The organism is Variovorax sp. P2_H12, from assembly GCF_056403395.1.
Window position 1 is genome coordinate 18,758 of the sequence record NZ_JBFUFO010000006.1, and the last position, 17,286, is coordinate 36,043.

The 17,286-nt window shown below is 67.1% G+C and carries 14 protein-coding genes; 2 read left to right on the forward strand and 12 right to left on the reverse strand.

The annotated features are described in order from the left end of the window. The first annotated feature begins 13 nt into the window (after positions 1-13). Both AC1DYK_RS05460 and AC1DYK_RS05465 read left to right on the forward strand, forming a co-directional pair. Entirely contained in the window at positions 14-751 is a 738-nt protein-coding gene (locus AC1DYK_RS05460) for an anti-sigma factor family protein (protein WP_478165336.1), read from the forward strand. 48 nt (positions 752-799) lie between these two features. After that, entirely contained in the window at positions 800-1,183 is a 384-nt protein-coding gene (locus AC1DYK_RS05465) for a COG4315 family predicted lipoprotein (protein ID WP_478165337.1), read from the forward strand. Positions 1,184-1,254: 71 nt separating this feature from the next. Here AC1DYK_RS05465 and AC1DYK_RS05470 read toward each other — a convergent pair whose 3' ends face one another. The 12 genes from AC1DYK_RS05470 to AC1DYK_RS05525 all read right to left on the reverse strand — a co-directional run bounded on the left by AC1DYK_RS05470 (position 1,255) and on the right by AC1DYK_RS05525 (position 17,285). Continuing rightward, positions 1,255-2,169 (reverse strand): DMT family transporter, encoded by a 915-nt coding sequence (locus tag AC1DYK_RS05470; protein WP_478165338.1) that lies wholly within the window; start codon positions 2,167-2,169, stop codon positions 1,255-1,257. Positions 2,170-2,180: 11 nt separating this feature from the next. Then, complete coding sequence (gene typA, locus AC1DYK_RS05475; protein ID WP_478155902.1) at positions 2,181-4,004, reverse strand: translational GTPase TypA; 1,824 nt, start codon at positions 4,002-4,004, stop codon at positions 2,181-2,183. Continuing rightward, positions 4,001-4,948 (reverse strand): tRNA pseudouridine(55) synthase TruB, encoded by a 948-nt coding sequence (gene truB / locus AC1DYK_RS05480; RefSeq protein ID WP_478165339.1) that lies wholly within the window; start codon positions 4,946-4,948, stop codon positions 4,001-4,003. Before truB ends, typA begins: the two co-directional genes overlap by 4 nt. Before the next feature lie 2 nt (positions 4,949-4,950). Beyond that, positions 4,951-5,322, reverse strand: a complete 372-nt coding sequence (gene rbfA, locus AC1DYK_RS05485) for a 30S ribosome-binding factor RbfA (protein ID WP_478165340.1) — start codon at positions 5,320-5,322, stop codon at positions 4,951-4,953. A 21-nt stretch (positions 5,323-5,343) separates the two neighbouring features. Further along, on the reverse strand, positions 5,344-8,253 hold the full coding sequence (infB, locus tag AC1DYK_RS05490; protein WP_478165341.1) for a translation initiation factor IF-2: 2,910 nt from the start codon (positions 8,251-8,253) through the stop codon (positions 5,344-5,346). Between the two features lie 24 nt (positions 8,254-8,277). Continuing rightward, positions 8,278-9,762: a transcription termination factor NusA gene (gene nusA, locus AC1DYK_RS05495; protein ID WP_478088682.1), complete on the reverse strand. Its 1,485-nt coding sequence runs from the start codon at positions 9,760-9,762 to the stop codon at positions 8,278-8,280. Positions 9,763-9,779: 17 nt separating this feature from the next. Next, positions 9,780-10,385 carry a ribosome maturation factor RimP gene (rimP, locus tag AC1DYK_RS05500; RefSeq protein ID WP_478088684.1) on the reverse strand — a complete coding sequence of 202 codons (606 nt, stop codon included), beginning with the start codon at positions 10,383-10,385 and terminating at the stop codon, positions 9,780-9,782. Positions 10,386-10,545: 160 nt separating this feature from the next. Next, positions 10,546-11,751, reverse strand: a complete 1,206-nt coding sequence (locus AC1DYK_RS05505) for a YbfB/YjiJ family MFS transporter (protein WP_478165342.1) — start codon at positions 11,749-11,751, stop codon at positions 10,546-10,548. A gap of 19 nt (positions 11,752-11,770) precedes the next feature. Then, positions 11,771-13,387 (reverse strand): ABC transporter ATP-binding protein, encoded by a 1,617-nt coding sequence (locus AC1DYK_RS05510; protein WP_478165343.1) that lies wholly within the window; start codon positions 13,385-13,387, stop codon positions 11,771-11,773. 26 nt (positions 13,388-13,413) lie between these two features. After that, positions 13,414-14,454, reverse strand: coding sequence for an ABC transporter permease (locus AC1DYK_RS05515; protein ID WP_478165344.1), 1,041 nt, complete (start codon positions 14,452-14,454; stop codon positions 13,414-13,416). Then, positions 14,447-15,481, reverse strand: coding sequence for a microcin C ABC transporter permease YejB (locus tag AC1DYK_RS05520; protein ID WP_478155912.1), 1,035 nt, complete (start codon positions 15,479-15,481; stop codon positions 14,447-14,449). Before AC1DYK_RS05520 ends, AC1DYK_RS05515 begins: the two co-directional genes overlap by 8 nt. A 7-nt stretch (positions 15,482-15,488) precedes the next feature. Next, positions 15,489-17,285 (reverse strand): extracellular solute-binding protein, encoded by a 1,797-nt coding sequence (locus AC1DYK_RS05525; RefSeq protein ID WP_478165345.1) that lies wholly within the window; start codon positions 17,283-17,285, stop codon positions 15,489-15,491. Between the last annotated feature and the right edge of the window lies 1 nt (position 17,286).

Consider the following 17,286-nt stretch of genomic DNA (forward strand, 5'->3'; position numbering starts at 1 on the left):
CCGGCTTTCCGTCATGCACGTCCCCCCTCCGCCCACCGACGCAGACCTGCACGCCTGGCAGGCCCAGCGCGACGCGTTGCGCCGGCTGCATCGCGAGGTGCTCGACGAGCCCGTCCCCGCCGCGCTGCTGCAAGCCGCGGGACAGGCCCCCGGGCGGCGCCCGGCCGAGCGCCGCTGGCTGCGCTGGGGCGGCATGGCAGCCGCCGTGGCGATCGCCTTCGGTGCCGGCTGGATGGGCAATTCCCACTGGCTGCGAGTAACCGGCGACCCGGCCCGCCTGGCCCGCTCCGCACCCGGCACCTTCGAGTTCGTGCATGCGGCGGCCGTCGCGCACGCGGTCTACTCGCCGGAAAAAAGACATCCGGTCGAGGTGGCGGCCGCCGAGCAGCAGCACCTGGTCCAGTGGCTCTCCAGGCGCCTCGACCGCCCATTGAAGCTGCCCGATCTGTCGGCCCAGGGCTACACGCTGGTCGGCGGCCGTCTGCTGCCGGGCAGCCAGGGGCCCAGGGCACAGTTCATGTTCGAACACGCCGGCGGCGAACGGGTCACGCTCTATGTCGGGAGCCAGGCCGAGACGACCGCGTCCGGGTCGGGCGAGACCGCCTTCCGATTCGCGACCGAGGGCCCGGTGGCCAGCTTCTACTGGGTCGATCGCGGCTTCGGCTACGCTCTGGCCGGCGCGTTGCCGCGCGACGCATTGCTGGGCCTCGCCACCGTGGTGTACCGGCAGCTCGACAGCGGCGGCGGATAGACTGCCCGGGCTGCATTCCGAATTTTTTTAACCGAAGGAGAAATCTTCATGAAACTGCTCAGCGCCTCGATTCTTGCCGTCGCCCTGCTCGCCGGCTGCGGCAGCATGTCCAGCAAGGCGCCGGACACTCCGACCCGCACCGCCGACGGCGTGCTGATCGGCCCGACCGGCATGACGCTCTACACCTTCGACCGCGACGTCGTCGGCAGCGGCAAGTCGGTCTGCAACGGTCCCTGCATCACCGCCTGGCCGGCACTGAAGGTGGCCGACGCCGCCAAGCCGATGGGCGCCTACACGATCATCGTGCGCGACGACGGCAGCAAGCAGTGGGCCTACAAGGGCGCTCCGCTCTACTACTGGTCGAAGGACACCAAGGCCGGCGACAAGACCGGCGACGGCTTCAACGGCGTCTGGAAGGTGGCTCGCCCCTGAGGCAGCCGGCGCGCCTGAAGGGCGCGTCATGCAAAAGGCCGGCGTCATGCGCCGGCCTTTTGCATTCTGGCTCAGTGCGCTGTCGGCAGAGCCCGCCTGGAGGCTTCGCGCCGGTCGCGAAGGCCCAGCAGCTCGTTGAAGACCAGCGCGCCGATCACCAGTGCGCCGCCGGTCAACACGCTGGGCTCGGGCTTCTCGCCCGCTCCGATCCAGGCCAGCGCGATGCCGAAGATCACTTCCAGCAAGGCCAGCAGTGCGACCTCGGGCGCCTTGAGCACCCGCGCGCACAGCACCGAGAGCACGCAGGGAATCGCGAGCTGGAACAGCCCGAGAAAGGCCAGCAGGCCGAGGTCGCGTGCATTGGCCTGGAACGGCCAGGCCAGCGGCAGCGTGACGAGCGTGGAGATCACCGCACCGATCAGCACCGCCGGCACCAGGTCGATGTCATGGCCCTTGGCATGGGCATGCTGCACCACGGTCCAGTTGCAGGCGCCGGCCAGCGGCACGCACAGCGCCACCAGGGTGCCGAGCAGTTGCCCCTCGCCGAGCTGGGTGCCGTACATCCAGCCAATGCCGAGGCCGGCCACGACGATGGCCGCCCAGGTCCGCGCCGGCAGCTTGTGGCCGATGAAGATCCTGGCGCCGAGCGCCGTCAGCAACGGGCCCAGTGCCATCGTCACCAGCACGTTGGCGACGCTGGTGAGCGTGAGCGCGACCATGAAGGCCGTGAACATCACGCTCCAGCAGATGCCGGAGATCCATAGCTCGCGCCCGCCCTGGCGAATCTTCGAGAACACCGCGCGGCCCTGCCAGAGCGGCAGGATCACGGCCAGCGACAGCAAGGTGAAGAAGCTGCGCCAGAAGGTGACCTCGAAGCTGCGCGCATGCTCGAGGTGCCGCGTGACGACGCCGGCCGTGGCCCACATCAGGGTCACGACGACCATCAGCCAGACGGCCCGCCCATGAGTCAAACCAGGTTTGCTCATGGCCTTCGAACTCAGTCGCGCGAAGCGCGCTTGCGCTCGTGTTCCTTCAGGTAGCGCTTGCGCAGGCGCACGCTCTTGGGCGTGATCTCGACCAGTTCGTCGTCTTCGATGAACTCGACGCCGTATTCGAGCGTGAGTTCGATCGGCGGCGTGATCTTGATCGCATCTTCCTTGCCCGAGACCCGGAAGTTGGTCAGCTGCTTGGTGCGGGTGGCATTGACCACGAGGTCGTTGTCGCGGCTGTGGATGCCGACGATCATGCCTTCGTACACCGGATCGTTGGCGCGCACGAACATGCGGCCGCGGTCATCGAGCTTGCCCAGCGCGTAGGTGAAGATCTCGCCGTCGTCCATCGAGATCAGCACGCCGTTCTTGCGGCTGCCGATCTCGCCCTTGAACGGTTCGTACTTGTCGAAGATGTTGGAGATCAGGCCCGAGCCGCGCGTCAGGTTCAGGAATTCGTTGGTGAAGCCGATCAGGCCCCGCGCCGGAATGCGGTACTCGAGGCGCACGCGGCCGCGGCCGTCCGGTTCCATGTTGACCAGTTCGCCCTTGCGTTCGCCCAGCGCCTGCATCACGCCGCCCTGGTGCTGATCCTCGATGTCGGCCGTGACCAGCTCGATCGGCTCGTGCTTCTCGCCGTTGATCTCGCGGAACACCACGCGCGGCTTGGACACGGCCATCTCGAAGCCTTCGCGGCGCATGTTCTCCAGCAGGATGGTCAGGTGCAGTTCACCGCGGCCCATGACCTCGAAGATGCCTTCCTCGTCGGTCTCGCTCACGCGCAACGCCACGTTGTGCTGCAGTTCCTTTTGCAGGCGGTCCCAGATCTGGCGGCTGGTGACGTACTTGCCTTCGCGGCCGGCCAGCGGGCTGGTGTTGACGCAGAAGTTCATGGTCAGGGTCGGCTCGTCGACCTTGAGCATCGGCAGCGGTGCCGGGTTCGACGGGTCGGTCACGGTGACGCCGATGCCGATGTCGGAGATGCCGTTGATCAGCACGATCTCGCCCGGGCCGGCCTCGGTGGCCTGCACACGCTCCAGGCCCTGGAAGGTCAGCACCTGGTTGACGCGGCCCTTGACGGTCTTGCCGTCCGGACCTTCCATCACCACCACGTCCATCATGGGCTTGATGGTGCCCTGGCTGATGCGGCCGACGCCGATGCGGCCGACGAAGGTCGAGAAGTCGAGCGCGGAGATCTGCAGCTGCAGCGGCGCCTTCGGGTCGCCCTTCTGCGCCGGCACGTGCTTCAGGATGGTGTTGAACAGGGCCGACATGTCGGGACCCCACTGCTCACCCTGGGCACCCTCTTCCATCGACGACCAGCCATTGATGCCCGAAGCGTAGACCACGGGAAAATCCAGCTGTTCATCCGTGGCGCCGAGCTTGTCGAACAGGTCGAAGGCGGCGTTGACCACATGGTCGGGGCGCGCGCCGGGCTTGTCGACCTTGTTCACCACCAGGATCGGCTTGAGACCGAGGGCCAGGGCCTTCTTGGTCACGAAACGGGTCTGGGGCATCGGGCCTTCTTGGGCGTCGATCAGCAGCACCACGCCGTCCACCATGCTGAGCGCACGCTCCACTTCGCCGCCGAAGTCGGCGTGGCCGGGGGTGTCGACGATGTTGATGTGCGTGCCTTCCCAGGTCACGGCGCAGTTCTTGGCCAGGATCGTGATGCCGCGCTCTTTTTCGATCGCGTTGTTGTCCATCACGGTGTCGACCACTTTCTCGTGTTCGGCGAAGGTGCCGGACTGGCGCAGCAGTTGGTCGACCATGGTGGTCTTGCCATGGTCCACGTGGGCGATGATGGCGATATTGCGAATCTGTTGGGTCATGGTGTCGCTTCGGTCAAAAGTAATGTCTGCTGGATTTCGATGGGGCTCAGCAGCCGCCCCGGGATCAGTTCGCCGGCCTTCACGTGGGCCGTGCCCAGGAAAGCCTCGGGCTGGTTGCCGAACACGGCCACGGCGGGCGCATCGGCCCAGTCGCCGCGACGGCGCAGGCCGGACAGGAAGCGCCCGGTATCTTCGGCGCCGAGCGTGACGCGCGTGTGATCGGCCACCAGGGCTTCGGTCGGCAGCAGGCAGGCCAGCCGCTCGTCCTCGGCCATGGCTTCGAGCGCTTCGAGCGTCACGCATTGCGAGGCGTCGAAGCCGCCGGTGGCGGTGCGGCGCAGCGCGGTCAGGTGGGCGCCGCAGCCCAGCGCCTCGCCGATGTCCTCGCCGAGGGTGCGAATGTAGGTGCCCTTGCTGACGGTCGCCTGGATGCGGATGTCGGTGTCGGAGGTCGATGCGAGCACGAGCTGGTAGACCACGACGTCGCGCGGTGCCCGCTCGACCTCGATGCCTTCGCGCGCGTATTCGTACAGCGCGCGGCCATCCTTCTTGAGCGCGCTGTGCATCGGCGGCACCTGGCGGATCGGGCCGGTGAACTGCGCCTGCACGCGCGCCAGGTCCTCCGCGCCCACGGCGACCGGCCGCTCGGCAATGATGTCGCCCTCCGCATCGCCGGTGGCGGTCTTCACCCCCAGGCGGGCGCTGGCCTCATAGGTCTTGTCGGCGTCGAGATGCAACTGGCTGAACTTGGTGGCGGCGCCGAAGCACAGCGGCAGAACGCCGGTCGCGAGCGGATCGAGCGTGCCCGTATGGCCCGCTTTTTCGGCGCGCAGCAACCACTTGGCCTTCTGCAAGGCCTGATTGCTGGAGAGACCCAGCGGTTTGTCGAGCAGCAACACCCCATGCACAGGGCGCCGCTGCACCCGTGTGCGTGGCGCGTTCATCTTCAGTCGTCTTTGGAACGTGAAGCGACGGCCTGCGCGATCAGCGCATTCATGTCGGCCGCACGTTCGGTCGTGCGGTCGAACTGGAAATGCAGCGTCGGCACCGTATGGATGTGCAGGCGCTTGAACAGGCCGTTGCGCAGGAAGCCCGCGGCCTGGTTCAAGGCTTCGGTGGTCTGGACCGGATCGCCCACGAGCAGGCTGAAGAAGATCTTCGCGTGCGCATAGTCGGGCGTGACCTCGACCGCCTGGATCGTGACCATGCCCACCCGCGGGTCCTTGAGTTCGCGCGCGATCAATTCCGTCAGATCGCGCTGGATCTGGTCGGCCACCTTGAAGGCGCGGTTCGGGGCTGCGGCTTTTCTCTTGGGCATGGTCGGCGTCGCTTCGTTCGCTTACAGCGTCCGGGCGATTTCCTTGATCTCGAAGAACTCCAGGTGATCACCTTCCTTGATGTCGTTGTAGTTCTTGAGCTTGATACCGCACTCGAAGCCTTCGCGCACTTCGCGCACGTCGTCCTTGAGCCGCTTGATCGAGTCGACTTCGCCGGTGTAGATCACCACGTTGTCGCGCAGCAGGCGGAAATGCGCGCTGCGGTTGACCAGGCCCGAGGTGACCATACAACCCGCGACCGTACCGATCTTGGAGGCCACGAACACGGTGCGGATCTCGGCCGAGCCGATGATCTCTTCGCGCCGCTCGGGAGCCAGCATGCCGGACATTGCGACCTTGATGTCGTCCACGGCGTCGTAAATGATGCTGTAGTAGTGCAGTTGCACGCCGTTGCTCTCGGCCAGCTTGCGCGCACCGGCATCGGCCCGCACGTTGAAGCCGATCACGATGGCCTTCGATGCGATGGCGAGGTTGATGTCGCTCTCGCTGATGCCGCCGACGCCGGCGTACACCATCTGCACCTTGACCTCTTCGGTCGCCAGCTTGAGCAGCGACTGGGCCAGCGCCTCTTGCGAACCCTGGACGTCGGCCTTGATGATGATCCGCAGCGTCTGCACTTCGCCCGCCGACAGGTCGGTGAACATGTTCTGCAGGTTGGCGGCCTGGGCCTTCGCCAGCTTGGTGTTGCGGAACTTGCCGGCCCGGTAGGTGGCGATCTCGCGCGCACGGCGCTCGTCGGCCATCACCATGAACTCGTCGCCGGCTTGCGGCACTTCGGTCAGGCCCTGGATCTCGACCGGGATCGAAGGACCCGCGGTCTTGATGGTCTTGCCGTCTTCGTCGAGCATGGCGCGCACGCGGCCATAGGTCGAGCCGGCCAGCACCACGTCGCCGGTCTTGAGCGTGCCGGACTGGACCAGCACGGTCGCCACCGGGCCGCGGCCCTTGTCGAGCTGGGCTTCGATGACCAGGCCCTTGGCGGCGGCATCGACCGGCGCCTTGAGTTCCAGCACTTCGGCCTGCAGCAGCACTTGTTCGAGCAGATCGTCCACGCCCTGCCCCGTCTTCGCGGAGACCGGCACGAACGGCACGTCGCCGCCGTACTCTTCAGGCACGACTTCTTCGGCCACCAGTTCCTGCTTGACACGGTCGAGGTTGGCATCGGGCTTGTCGACCTTGTTGATCGCGACCACGATCGGCACACCCGCCGCCTTCGCGTGCTTGATGGCTTCCTTGGTCTGCGGCATGACGCCGTCGTCGGCGGCCACCACCAGGATCACGATGTCGGTCGCCTGGGCACCGCGGGCACGCATGGCGGTGAACGCCTCGTGGCCCGGGGTGTCGAGGAAGGACACCATGCCGCGCTCGGTCTGGACGTGGTACGCCCCGATGTGCTGCGTGATGCCGCCGGCTTCGCCCGCGGCCACCTTGGCGCGGCGGATGTAGTCCAGCAGCGAGGTCTTGCCGTGGTCGACGTGACCCATGACGGTCACGACCGGTGCGCGCGGCAGGGCTTCTGCCTGCGTGGCCGAGACGTCCTCGTCGGTGAAGGCTTCCGGATCGTCCAGCGCGGCGACCACGGCCGTGTGGCCCATGTCTTCCACGATGATCATCGCGGTGTCCTGGTCCAGCGACTGGTTGATGGTCGCCATCTGGCCGAGCTTCATCAGTTGCTTGATGACTTCCGACGCCTTGACCGCCATCTTGTGCGCGAGCTCCGACACCGTGATGGTCTCGGGCACGTGCACTTCGAGCACGCGTGCCTCGACCGGTGCGGCCGGCATGCGCTCTTCCTGGCCTCCGCGGTCGTTGCCGCGGCGGCCGCGCGGGCCTCCGCGCCAATTGCCGCGACCGACGCCGCCGCTGGCATCGCCGCGGGTCTTGATTTCCTTCTTCTTGGCCGTGTCGCCAGCCCAGCTCGACGAGAGCTTGGCCGACTTGACTTCCTTGCCGGCGCCGGGCGCAGCGGCAGCACCGGGCGCAGCGGGCGCACCGGGGCGGGCCGGCGGCGCGGTCGGCTTGTGCAGCGTGCCCTTGACCGCGGCCTTCTCGGGCGCGGGCTTCTCGGGCGCCTTGTGCGGCACCAGCACGCGCGCCGGTGCATTCATCATGGCGCGAATGGCTTCGGCTTCGGCCAGCGCCTTGCGGCGGCGTTCGTCGAGGTCCTTGGCGCGGGCGGCTTCCTCGTCGGCGCGGGCCTTCGATTCGGCGGCGGCCTTGGCCTTGGCGTCGTCCTTGGCTTGCGTCGCGGCGGCTTCGGCGGCGGCCTTGCGGTCGGTCACGGCCGGCGCTTCCTCGGGCGCTTCGGGCGCGCCTTCGGTCACCGTGGCGGCGGCAGCGGCCTCGGCGGCCTTCTTGCTGGCGGCCTTGGCCTCCTGCTCGGCCTGCTCGGCGCGTTCGACCTTCTCGCGTTCGCGGGCTTCGGTTTCTTCGCGCAGGCGACGCTTCTCGGCCAGTTCTTCTTCCTGGCGACGGATCAGTTCGGCCTGGCGACGAGCGTCTTCCTCGCGACGGGCGAGTTCGGCTTCGTCGATCTGGGGCGCTGCGGGCGCAGCGGCGGGCGCTTCGGCTTCAGCGGCCGCAGTCGCCTCGGACACCGCCGGGTGGCCTTCGTCGCGCTGGATGAAGGTGCGCTTCTTGCGCACCTCGACCTGGATCGTGCGGGCGCGGCCGGTGGCGTCGGCCTGCTTGATCTCGCTGGTCGATTTCTTGGTCAGCGTGATCTTCTTGCGCTCCGGCTCGACGGTGCCGTGGCTGGCCTTCAGGAAGCCCAGCAAGCGCTGCTTGTCGGCCTCGCTGAGCGCATCGGTGGCGGCCTGCTTGGGCACGCCTGCGCTCTTGAGCTGGTCAAGCAAGGTTTCGGGAGTCTTCTTGAGTTCGTTCGCGAACTCGGCGACAGTGGTACTGGACATATTGGTTTCGTGCCTCCATGACCGTCACTCTTGGCCAGCGAACCAGTGTTCGCGGGCTTTCAAGATCAGGTTCTTGGCCTCATCGGCGGTTTGGCCGGTGATTTCGGTGAGTTCATCGACCGCAAGGTCGGCCAGGTCGTCACGGGTGTGGACACCCGCCTCGGCCAATTTGGGAATGAGGGCCGGATCGAGTCCGGCGAGGTCGCGCAGATCCTGCGAGACGCTCTCGACGTTTTCTTCCCGGGCGATTTCCATGGTCAGCAGCGCATCCTTGGCGCGCGACCGCAGTTCGTTGATCGTGTCTTCGTCGAAGCTCTCGATCTCGAGCAGCTCGGAGATCGGCACATAAGCCACTTCCTCGAGGCTGGTGAAGCCTTCGGAGATCAGGATGTCGGCGATTTCCTCGTCGACGTCGAGCTTCTCCATGAACAGCTTGCGGCTGGCATCGGTCTCGGTCGCCTGCTTCTGGGCCGACTCGTTGGCGTCCATGATGTTGATCTTCCAGCCGGTCAGGTCGGAGGCGAGCCTCACGTTCTGACCGCCACGGCCGATCGCGATCGCGAGGTTTTCCTCGTCGACCACCACGTCCATCGCATGCTTTTCCTCGTCGACCACGATCGACGAGACATTGGCCGGCGCCAGGGCGCCGATCACGAACTGGGCCGGATCCTCGCTCCACAGCACGATGTCCACGCGCTCGCCGGCGAGCTCGTTGGTGACCGCGTTGACCCGGGTGCCGCGCACGCCGACGCAGGTGCCGATCGGATCGACCCGCTTGTCATGCGAGAGCACGGCGATCTTGGCGCGCGAACCGGGGTCGCGGGCGCAGCTCTTGATCTCGAGCAGGCCCTGCTCGATCTCGGGCACTTCCTGGCGGAACAGCTCGATCATGAACTCGGGGGCCGAGCGCGACAGGATGATCGGCGCGCCGCGCAGCGTCAGGTCGACCTCCATGATCATGGCCCGCACGCGGTCGCCGTTGCGCAGGTTTTCCTTGGCGATCATCTCGCTGCGGCGCAGGCGGCCTTCGACCCGGCCCGCTTCAACGATGATGTCGCCCTTGTCCAGGCGCTTGACGGTGCCGGTGAAGATCTTCTCGCCGCGCGACATGAAGTCGTTGAGCAGCATCTCGCGCTCGGCGTCGCGGATCTTCTGCAGGATCACCTGCTTGGCGGCCATGGCGCCGATACGGCCGATCGGCACCGAATCCACCGATTCCTCGATGTACTCGTCGACCTCGATGTCGGGCATCTCTTCCTTGGCTTCGAACAGCAGGATTTCCTGGTCGGGCAGCTGCAGGCCGGCCTCGTCGGGAACCACGTGCCAGCGGCGGAAGGTCTCGTAGTCGCCGCTGTCGCGGTCGACGGCGACGCGAATGTCCACGTCGCCCTGATAGAGCTTCTTGGTGGCTTGCGCCAGGGCGGATTCGACCGCGCCGAAGACAACGTCACGTTCGACGTTCTTCTCGCGCGAGATCGCATCCACCAACATCAACATTTCGCGATTCATGCCACCACTCTCCTCGTTCAGTCCGACACCACGGTGCCGGGTTTTGGCCTGCGCCCATTGAAATCCACTATCGGGGCGAGCCGCGCTTCGCGCAACTCGTCCAACGCAAAACCCAGTGCCTGCAGGGGGGCAGGCACGCGCTTCTTGCTGATCTTCTGACCGGGCTTCGCCGCGGGCTCGTCGCTCCAGACGATCTGCCAGCCCTGCGAGCCGTCGGCTGCGACAACGCGCTCCAGCGTGCCGCGAAATTTCTTGCGGTTGGCCGCCACCTGGCCATTCGCCGCCGCGCCCATCGGCGCCTTCAGCGTGATGTCGATCACCTCGCCGGCAAAACGCTCGAAATCCTTCTCGTGACGCAACGGGCGGTCGATACCCGGCGATGACACCTCGAGCCGCTTGTAGTCGGCGCCGTCGACCTCGAGCGCGAACTGCAGCTGACGCGTGACCTTCTCGCAATCCTCGACAGTGACGAAAGGCTCCGGCGCACCCGCTGCATCCAAGTTGGGGCCTTGCCAGGGCAAATCAATCGTGACGCGCAGCAATCCCCCGGCCGAGCGCTCGATCTCGACCAGGTCGTAGCCGAGTCCGGCCACGGTTTGTTCCACTGTCTGCTGCAATGCCACGTGTTTGTATATGCCTTTGAAAACTGTTTGCCGTGCCCGATGCCGCCGCCGATCTCGGCATCGAAAATGCGTCGACCCATAAAAAAACGGGCGGTTGGTACTCGCCCGTTTGGTCGTGAGCCTCGAATTATATGCCAAATGCGTTACGAATCAGGGGTTTTTACGCACCTGGAAGCACTTTGGCAGGCCTGGAACGCCACCAGACATGGCTGAAAAGCAGCGCGCCGAGCGCCAGCGCCGCCGCCGCGACCAGCAACGGCATCGCGAACGAGCCGGTGCGCTGCGCCAGGGGCGCCGCGAACAGCGGGCCGAGGATCTGGCCGACCCCATAGGATGCGGTGGCATAGCCGATCAGTCCGGCCGCGGCGTTGCCGCGCAGCCGCCGCGCTTCCCGCATCGCGAACAGGGTGATGGCAGTGAAAGGCATGCCCAGCAACAGGCTCCCGAGCGCGAAGCCGACGATCGTCGGCCAGGCCACCGACAGCACCACGCCCAGCGCCTGCAAGCCGTAGGCGATGGCGAGCAGGAGCCGGTTGTCCCACTTCATCGGCGCCCGGGCGCCGATCAGCGCCCCCGGAACGACCGCCAGGCCGAGCAGCGGCCAGAACAAATCCGGCCAGGGCGAGCCCGGCAGGGCCTGCCGCGCGATCACCGGCAGGAAGGTGGCCGTGATGATGTAACCGAAGCCCGCCAGCCCGTAGAGCCCGACCAGCCAGCGGGCATCGCTGCGCGCCGCAGCGGATTCGGCCGCCGTCGGCGCCGCTGCCGGGCCGGGCTGGGCGCCCGCGGTGTCCGGGTGGCCGTCGCCGAAGATGTGCCAGATGAGCGCGATCAGGGCCAGCGACAGCAGGCCGAAGCCGATCCAGCCCGCGTCCGCCCCCCAGCGCCCGATGGCGCCGCCCAGCAGCCCGGTGACCGCGATGCCGATGCCGGGCCCGGAATAGATCACGCCGGCGAGCGCCGGCGCCCCGGTCTCGGCCAGCCGCCGCAGGCCCCAGCCGGAGGCGAAGACGAAGGTCCAGGCGCTCATCACGCCAGCGGCCGTGCGCAGCACGCCCCAGACGGTGAAACCGTGCAGCAGGCCCATCCCGAGCAACAAGGCCGCTGTGGCGACCAGGCCGCCGCGCACCATCGCAGCCGGCTGGATCCGGATCGCCGCGCAACTCACGGCGCCGAGAAAATAGCCGAGGTAATTGAGCGAGGCCAGCACGCCGCCGCCCTGCAGGTCCAGCTTTCCCTCGTGCAGCATGATCGGCAGCATCGGCGTGAAGGCGAAGCGCCCCAGGCCCATGGCGACCGCCAGCGTCACCATGCAGGCCAGGGCCGCGCGCCAGGCGCCGCGCCTGTCGTATCCGATCAGCGACATTCCATTCCTTTGAGTATTTCTAATCGGCCAGGGCTGCCGCGACCAGCTTTTGCGTGTAGGGGTGCTCGGGCGCGTCGAGCACCCGCAGGGCCGGCCCCGACTCGAGGATCGCGCCATCCTTCATGACGATGACCTGGTGCGCCATCGCGCGGATCACTTCCACGTCGTGGGTGATCAGCAGGTAGCTCAGGCCGCGTTCGCGCTGCAGGCGCTGCAGCAGGCCCAGCACCTGCTTCTGGATCGTGACGTCGAGCGCGCTGGTGGGTTCGTCGAGCACCAGCAGCTTCGGGTCGACCACCAGCGCCCGGGCGATCGCCAGCCGCTGCCGCTGGCCGCCGGAGAACTCGTGCGGATAGCGATCGAGCAGGGCCGGGAACTGGGCTTCGGTCAGGCCGACGTCGGCCAGCGCGTCGAGGGCGCGGCTGCGGCGGGCGCCGGTGTCGAGTTCGGGCGCATGGACGGTCAGCCCCTCGCCGACGATCTGCTCGACCGTCATGCGCGGCGACAGCGACGAGAACGGGTCCTGGAACACCACCTGCATCAGCCGCCGGAGCGACCGGTCGCTGGCAGCGCCGCCGTCCCACTGCCGGCCCGCGACGTCGAGCTCGCCCTGGTGCTTCAGTAGGCCGAGCGCGGCCAACGCCAGGGTCGACTTGCCCGAGCCGGACTCGCCGACCACGCCCAGGGTCTGGCCCGGCGCGATGCTGAAATCGGCGCCCTGCACCGCCACGAATTCGCCGTGGCGGAACCAGCCGCCGATGCCGGGCCGTGGCACCGGATAGATCACGCGCAGGGCCCTGGCCACGAGCACCGCCGGCGCGTTCGGATCGACCGCGAAGGCGGCCACGTCACGGGTCGGCCGGCTGTCGATCAGCTTGCGCGTGTACGGATGCTGCGGCGCATCGAACACGGCCCCGACCGCGCCATGCTCGACGATGTGGCCGTTCTCCATGACGGCCACGCGGTCGGCGAAGCGGCGCACCAGGTTCAGGTCGTGCGTGATCAGCAGCACCGCCATGCCGTGCTTGCGCTGCAGCTCGGCGAGCAGTTCGAGAATCTGGGCCCGCACCGTGACGTCGAGCGCGGTGGTCGGCTCGTCGGCCAGCAGCAGCCGCGGCTTGCAGGCCAGCGCCATCGCGATCATCGCGCGCTGGCGCTGGCCGCCGGAGAGCTGGTGCGGAAAGGAGCGGGCCCGCCGCGCCGGCTCCGGGATGCCGGTGTCGGCCAGCAGCTGCACCGCGGCCTCCTGGGCCGCACGCGCCGGCAGCGCCTGGTGCAGCTGGAGGACTTCGGCGATCTGGTCGCCGACCGTGTAGAGCGCATTGAGCGCGGTCATCGGCTCCTGGAAGATCATCGCGATCTCCTTGCCGCGGATGCCCCTGAGCTGTCGCTCGGGCATCGCGAGCAGGTCCCGCGCGCCACCGCCCTCCCCGCCGGCGAAGGCCGCGCCGCCCGAGATGTCGGCGTTCTGCACCAGCCGCAGCAGGCTCAGCGCGGTCACGGTCTTGCCCGAGCCCGACTCGCCGACCAGCGCCAGCTTCTCGCCCTCGCGGATCGAGAAGTCGATGCCGTGCACCACCTCCTTGTCGCCGAAGGCGACGCGCAGGCTTTGGACGTTCAACAGTTCAGCGCTCATTTGCTTGGGGCGGCCCGGCGCGGCGCTCATTGCTCGGCCTTCCGCGGATCGAGCGCATCGCGCAGCGCGTCGCCCATGAAGGTCAGCAGCATCAGCGTGACCACCAGCACCGCGAAGGTGGACAGCGAGATCCACCAGGCGTCGATGTTGGCCTTGCCCTGGCTCAGCAGCTCGCCCAGCGAAGGCGTCCCCGGCGGCACGCCGAGGCCCAGGAAGTCGAGCGAGGTCAGCGCCAGGATCGCCGCGCTCATGCGGAACGGCAGGAAGGTCACGACCGGCGTCATGCTGTTGGGCAGGATGTGGCGCCACATGATCTGCAGGTTGCCGACGCCGAGTGCGCGCGCTGCCCGCACGTAGTCCATCTGGCGGTTGCGCAGGAACTCGGCGCGCACGTAATCCGACAGCCCCATCCAGCCGAACAGGCTCAGCAGGATGAGCAGCAGCGACACGCTGGGCGCGAAGACCGCGCTGAAGATGATCAGCAGGTAGAGCTCGGGCATCGAGCTCCAGATCTCGATGAAGCGCTGGAACGCGAGGTCGGTCTTGCCGGCGAAGAAGCCCTGGACGGCGCCCGTCACGACCCCCAGCACCACGCCGATGAAGGTCAGCGCCAGCGCGAACAGGACGCTCACGCGGAAGCCGTAGATCAGCTGCGCCAGCAGGTCGCGGCCGCGATCGTCGCTGCCGAAGAAGTTCTCGGCGGAAGGCGCCGCGGGATTCGGGGACTTCGCGAAGTAGTTGAGGGTCTTCGGGCCGTAGGGGTTGGGCGCAAAGAGAGCCCAGTTGCCGCCCGAGGTGATGCGCTCGCGGATGAAAGGATCCAGGTAGTCGGCCGGCGTCTCGAAATCGCCGCCGAAGGTCTTCTCCGAGTAGTCGCGCGCCACCGGAAAGTAGGTCTGGCCCTCGTAGCGCACCACCAGCGGCTTGTCGGTGGAGAGCAGTTCGGCGAAGAGGCTCAGCACCACGAGCAGCGAGAAGAGGACCAGGCTCCAGTAGCCGAGCCGGTTGCGCTTGAAGCGCAGCCAGGCGCGGCGGCCGGGCGACACGGTGACGCCGCCGCTAGTCAAACTTCACCCTCGGGTCCACCAGTACATAGCAAAGGTCGCTGATCAGCTTGGTCACCAGCCCGATCAGCGTGAACAGGTAGAGCGTGCCCAGCACCACCGGATAGTCGCGCCGGATCACGCTCTCGTAGCTCAGCAGGCCCAGGCCGTCGAGCGAGAACAGCGTCTCGATCAACAGGGAGCCGGTGAAGAAGGCACCGATGAATGCCGCCGGAAAGCCGGTGACGATCGGGATCAGCGCATTGCGGAACACATGCTTCCACAGCACCTCGCGCTCGGTCAGCCCCTTGGCGCGCGCCGTCAGCACGTATTGCTTTCGGATCTCCTCGAGGAAGGAGTTCTTGGTCAGCATGGCCGTGACGGCGAAACTGCCGAGCACCATCGCCGTCACCGGCAGCGCGATGTGCCACAGGTAGTCGACGATCCGCGCGCCCCACCCCATGGCCTGCCAGCCCGGGGACGTCAAGCCGCGCAGCGGAAACCACTGCAACTGGCCGCCGAAGACCACGAGCAGCGCGACGCCCAGCACGAAGCCGGGGATGGCATAGCCGACCAGCACCACCAGCGTGGTCAGGAAGTCGAAGCGCGTGCCCGCCCGTACCGCCTTCGCGACGCCCAGGGGCACGGCGATCAGGTAGCTGATGAAGAAGGTCCACAGCCCCAGGCTGATCGACACCGGCATCTTTTCCTTGACCAGTTCCCAGACGGCCTTGCGCTGGTAGAAGCTCGTTCCCAGGTCGAAGCGCGCGTAGGACTTCAGCATCTGCCAGAAACGTTCGAGCGGCGGCTTGTCGAAGCCGTAGAGCTGCTTGATCTCCTCGATGCGCTGCGGATCCAGCCCCTGGCGCCCGCGGTAGCCTGCGCCGCTCGTGGCCGCGCGCTCGCCGCCGGAATCGCGCCCCTGCAACTGGGACACCATCTGCTCGACCGGCCCGCCCGGCACGAACTGGATCACGAGGAAGGTCAGCAGCAGCACACCGAACAGTGTCGGCACCATCAACAGCAGGCGTTTGAGGATGTAGCTGACCATGACGCTCCTACTTGTTGGCGGGCGATGCCCACCAGGTGCTCACGGCCCAGCTGTCGGCCTCGTAGTAAGGCGGGATCACCGGCGGCAGCACGAAGGGCCGCGGATGGTAGCCGATCAGGAATGCACCGCCGTAGTACTGCGGCACCGAGTAGTGGCCATGCGAGAGCACGCGGTCCAGCGCCCGCATCGCGGCGCTGAGTTCGGGGCGTGTCGTCGCCGTCACCACCTTCTGCAGCAGCGCATCGACGGCCGGGTCGGCGATGCCCCAGATGTTTCGCGAGCCGTCGGTGGCGGCCGCCTGCGAACCGAACAACTCGAGCAGTTCGCCGCCCGGCGACGTGCTGCCCGGCAGCCGCACCGACGTCATCTCGAAGTCGAAGTTGTCCATGCGTTGCTGGGCCAGCGAGAAGTCCACGGTGCGAAAGGTCATCTGGATCCCGAGCTTTCGCAGCGCCGTCTGGAAGGGCGTCGCGACGCGGATCAGCGAAGGCTGGTCGTTGAGGAACTCGATCGTGAAGACCTCGTCCTTGGCGTTGCGCAAGGCGCCATCCCGGTAGGTCCAGCCGGCCTCGGCCAGCAAGGCGCGCGCGCGGCGCAGGTTCTCGCGCAGGCTGCCCGGCGGCGCGGTGCTCGGCGAGATCGCGGCGGGGCCGAAGACCTCCGGCCGCAGCTTGTCGCGCAACGGTTCGAGCAGCGCCAGCTCTTCAGGCGTAGGCAGTCCTTCGGCGTGGAACTCGCTGTTCGGGAAATAGCCTTCCACGCGCTTGTAAAGCCCGTAGAACAGCTGCTTGTTGAGCCACTCGAAATCCATCGCCAGTCCGATCGCCTGGCGCACCCGGATGTCCTTGAACTTGGGATTGCGCGTATTGAAGACGTAGCCCTGGAAGTCACCGGGATTCCTGTTCTCGAAGGCGCGTTTCACGAGCTCGCCGGAGTCGAACTGCTTGCCCTTGTACTGGCGCGCCCAGTTGCGCGACGTGAACTCGCGCATGAAGTCGAATTCGTCCGCCTTGAGGCCTTCGAAGCGGGCGGTCTCGTCCAGGTAGATCCTGTAGGTGACACGGTCGAAGTTGAAGAAACCCTTGCGCACGGGCAGATCCGCGCCCCAGTAGTCCGGGTCGCGCGTGTAGGTGATGTCCCGGCCCATGCGCGGGTTGATGAGCTTGTACGGGCCCGAGCCGATCGGCACGTCGGTGGTGATCTGGTCGAAGGGCTTGCCGCCGCCCCAGGCCCGGCTGAACACCGGCATGCCGCCGACCATCAGCGGAAGCTCGGGATTGGGGCTCTTGAAGTCGAAGCGCACCGTTCTTTCGCCGATGGCCTTGGCGCCTTTCACTTCGGCGTAGATGGTCCGGAACTGGGGTGCCGCCAACGGGCCGGTGAGCGTGTTGAACGAATGCACCACATCCGCCGCGAGCACCGGGCTGCCGTCGTTGAAACGGGCCTTCGGATGGATCCTGAAGGTGGCGGATTTCTTGTCCGCCGCGACTTCGACGTCCTCGGCGAGAAGGCCGTAGGCCGTGGTCGGCTCCTCCGAATTGCCCGTCAGCAGGCTTTCGAACATCAGGTTGCCGATGCCGTACGGCGTCGTGCCCTTGAGCGTGAAGGGATTGAACTTGTCGAAGTTCGTCGGCCGCGTCGGCGGCACCATGCGGATTTCTCCGCCCTTGGGCGCCTGCGGATTGACATAGTCGAAGTGGGTGAACCCCGGCGGGTACTTGATGTCGCCGAACTGCGCATAGGCGTGCGCCGCCCAGGAAGGGGCGGCCCAGAGCATCCACACGAAAAGAAGCCAAACGCGCATG